The 3,813-nt window shown below is 23.4% G+C and carries 3 protein-coding genes; 1 reads left to right on the forward strand and 2 read right to left on the reverse strand.

Annotated elements, in window-relative coordinates; all coding sequences use genetic code 4:
- Window positions 1-306: 306 nt before the first annotated feature.
- A complete protein-coding gene (locus N9R85_RS03690; protein WP_256443804.1) occupies window positions 307-438 on the reverse strand; it encodes a hypothetical protein in 132 nt (43 codons plus the stop codon).
- Window positions 439-809: 371 nt separating this feature from the next.
- A complete protein-coding gene (locus N9R85_RS03695) occupies window positions 810-1,238 on the reverse strand; it encodes a hypothetical protein (RefSeq protein ID WP_216490276.1) in 429 nt (142 codons plus the stop codon).
- Window positions 1,239-2,010: 772 nt separating this feature from the next.
- Between N9R85_RS03695 and N9R85_RS03700 the strand changes: the two genes are divergently transcribed.
- On the forward strand, window positions 2,011-3,210 hold the full coding sequence (locus N9R85_RS03700) for an Mbov_0401 family ICE element transposase-like protein (RefSeq protein WP_216490275.1): 1,200 nt from the start codon (window positions 2,011-2,013) through the stop codon (window positions 3,208-3,210).
- Window positions 3,211-3,813 lie beyond the last annotated feature (603 nt).

Below are 3,813 nucleotides of genomic sequence, written 5' to 3' on the forward strand. Positions count from 1 at the left end.
CACAAGAAAATAAAAAATAGCCGGAGCACCTTATGCTATCCCGACCTAGTCTTACATAGTTATTTTACCACAATTCGGCCGCTTTATTTCAATTCGCCTATTTATAATAAGTTTTTGTGTTATTAAATTAATAAAAACATAATTTATGGTTTCTAAAAAACATAACTGTATTGCTTTTTCGGCATTTTTATAAGCTATAAATCTATAGTAAATTAAATGTAATTATTAATTTAAATAAAATATTAAAGTTATTTAAAAATAGATATAAAAAACGTACTCATAAATAATAAAAGTACATTTTTAAAATTACATTTCAGCGAGTTTTCTGAAGATTATTTCAAACGCTTCTTCGTTTTCTGGCTCATATTGTTTAATTCTTTTTGATACTTTTTTAAATGTTTTTTCAGAAAACATCTCTAATATTTCTTTATCAAGCATAATAATTTCCCTTATTTTTTCCTTTTGTACTTTACCATGCATATAACAAACAAATAACTCAAAAATATAAGTTTTTAGTTAAAATGTAATAAAAAATAAACAAAACATATCTTACAAAATCGTACATTTTTAATAAAAATATAATTTGTTGTTTCTAAAACACATAACTGTATTGCTTTTTAGGCGTTTTTATAAGCTTCTATGTTATTAAATACAAAAAACGTTCAAAAAGTATATTAAAAATTGGCTTTAATGATTATATTACAACCGGCCAATTTAAAAATATCAGTCCCTAATTATTTTATTGTGCCTAGGGTAGGAGTGGGTAATATCCAATTCACAAAATAATTATATCATTGTTTTTATTTTTTTTATATATATTTATTATTTTCTCATTCTATCTTTTCAATTTCTATAAATTTATTTCTTTTAATTGATCTGATTGTTCTTGGTATAAAGGCATCTGTTGGATATTCTTTTTGTTTTGAATTAATTTCCTTTACACCTAAAACAGGGAGCAACTCTTCATCAAAAGGTTTTTCAATACAATAAAATTTATCAACCCCTACATTATTTAAATCATCGTCATATGACCATCATTTATCTTCTTTTTTATTTTCTGATATGCTTTCAAATATTTTAATAAAAAAATCTATTCTTTTGAAATATAAAGCAATAAATTGCTTTGCCGAATTATATCGTTCAAATTCCTTTAACTTTGAAATACTTTTTCAATTATTTAAAACAATTGTATTAAAAGTTTTTTCGTCTAAATAATTATATTTTAATATATTAAACATTTTATTTGATTTATATTCTATCGTTTCGTTTTGATTTATAAAATAAAGAGAATTGCCTTTAATTTTATAATAAATGTTAAATATATTACACAAATAATGAAAACCAACTAAATGATATAAGTTATTGTATTTTGTATGAATTAAAATCTTATTATTAGTATTTTTTTCTTTTAAATATAAATTTAGTTTTTCATAATGCTCTACCTTCTTGAATATTATTCTTATCCTATCGAATTTTTCTTTAATAATAAACCTCCTTAAAAAATATTATTTATTTTAATATTCATAAAAGTTTTTAAAAAAATGATGGGTTATATAGCCAATAACAACCCCCATCCTATATAGTTAATTTAGCAACCTTATTTTATTAATGTGTGGCTATGCTAGCAAGTGGGTTATTCCACTTATTACACACATTATAATATTCTACCACATATAATGGTTATTTATAAGTATTTAGTAGTTTCATTTATGATAAATGATATAATTCATATACAGGTTTTAAAACACTGTGTTCTATATCTGTAGAACAACCGTTTAAACGTTATGTACTAACGTCAAAGATATAGGTAGATTGCAAAAAGCAATCTTTTTTATTTCACAAAATGTTTTTGAAATAAAAAAACCAACTGATAAGTCGCGTACCCGACAGTTGGCTAGTAAGTATGACCGATTATTTTAATGTGCCCGGCTCAGGAGAATAGTATGTTCTAATCACAATATTATTATATTATAGATACTTAAAAATAAATAACTTTTTTATAATTTAACTATGGAAACAAACAACATAGAATACATTAATCAATTGTCTTGCAACGAAATTACTAAACTCTCAGAAGACTTTAAAAATAGTTACGAAAGAAAAGAATTAAATTGAAAAATCAACAAAGTTATAACTAGATATTTAAAAGGTCAAAACGATAACATATATCAATTCCAAATATATGAATATTATTATTTAAAAGATAATAAAAGATATTATATTCGATATTATCCGCCAAAATATGAGTATTTATTTAAGAAAAAATACGATACAAAATTAATTTTAGATACTTTTCATCAGTATTGTGGTCTAATTAGAAATAAATTTGCAAAGGTTAGTTGAAATTTATGTAAATATTATTCTAATAAACTAAATTTATACAATACTAATCAAAATCTAAAAAAGTGAAACAAAGAGTATGCAAATCATATTTATATTTCAATAGACGATTGCTTCGGTAAAGTTAGAATTAAAAATAAAGTTCATAAATCAAATACTAAGTTGATAAAAATATTTTCAGATACAAATCACAATCCATTATATTTTTATGAAACATATACTTCTAATGATACTAACAAAATAACAAATGAATCTAGATCTAAAATAATTCAAAACATTATAAAAAAGTATTATTTTATTGATGATAATACTAAGCTTTATTTATTGTCTGACGGAGCAGTGTATTTCAAGAAATTAGCAAAAATGTTAGGTGCAGAGCATGTTTATGACTATTTTCATTTTTGTAAAAAATTTTTACAAATATTTAAAAATAAAATATTTGTATTTGTAGATAAAAAAACTAAACAAGTTTTGAATAATTCCGAAGCTAAAAAATGATTATTTGAGTCTTTAAAAAATCCTAGAATTTTTTTAGATAAATTAAAACATTTAACTAACTCACCTTTGGTTACTGAAACTGCTAAAAAGTCCATTAAAACTTTTGTTAATTTTATGCGCAAAAATTGTAAAACTTTTAAATTTCATATTCACAACTTTACCGCACAAGCAGAATCATCAGTTTCATTATTTAAATCCATATATAGAAAAAGATATTCAATATTTTCGTTAAAAACAATATTAAATTTAATTAAAATAAACAAAAATGAAAAGTTTAATTTTGTTGATTTTAAAACTGAATATACGAATTTAGACGAAATCCAATTTGAACCATTAATTTGAACTCAAACATCAAATTATCATTGAATTTAAAAAAAGCGTTTTAAGGCGTATTAAAATACTTAAATGAAGAATACCATTAAAACAATAAAACTTTTTTAATACAGACTATTTTAAAGGGGTTTTAAGGGGTATTTCAAATTAAACCAAACAATTATGAATTGTTTTTTAAATTGTTTTATATTTTCAACACCAAAACTCTCTTAATTTTAACTTTGTTAAAATCATGCGTATATACGCGTACGCGCGCACGATAAATTAAATTGTAAATTTAATTGCTTTGCCCCCCCTAACAGGGGATTCACACATCTACGAAATTAAAATGCTTCAAATAAAAATATTGTTTTATTTTAAAAGAAAGGATGCGACAGCATCCCGGAGAGCACCCTTCAATAAGGTTCAAGGCTTCAACAAAGAGTGAAGACGGACCAATAGCCGCCTAAGGACGGCGACGCGTTAAACAGAGTTCAAGGCTTAATTGAACAACTAAAACATTTGATGTTGTTTATTCAGACGACGGTCATTCTAAGGAATGACCCAAATATTTATTAAATTAAATATTTATTTTTAAACTAACTTAATTGATGTGATATAATAATTTCAAATGTAATCAACCTACTTTGATTTCATAGCCCC

The organism is Mycoplasma sp. CSL7503-lung, assembly GCF_025515455.1.
In the GTDB taxonomy this organism is placed as follows: domain Bacteria; phylum Bacillota_I; class Bacilli_A; order Mycoplasmatales; family Metamycoplasmataceae; genus Mycoplasmopsis.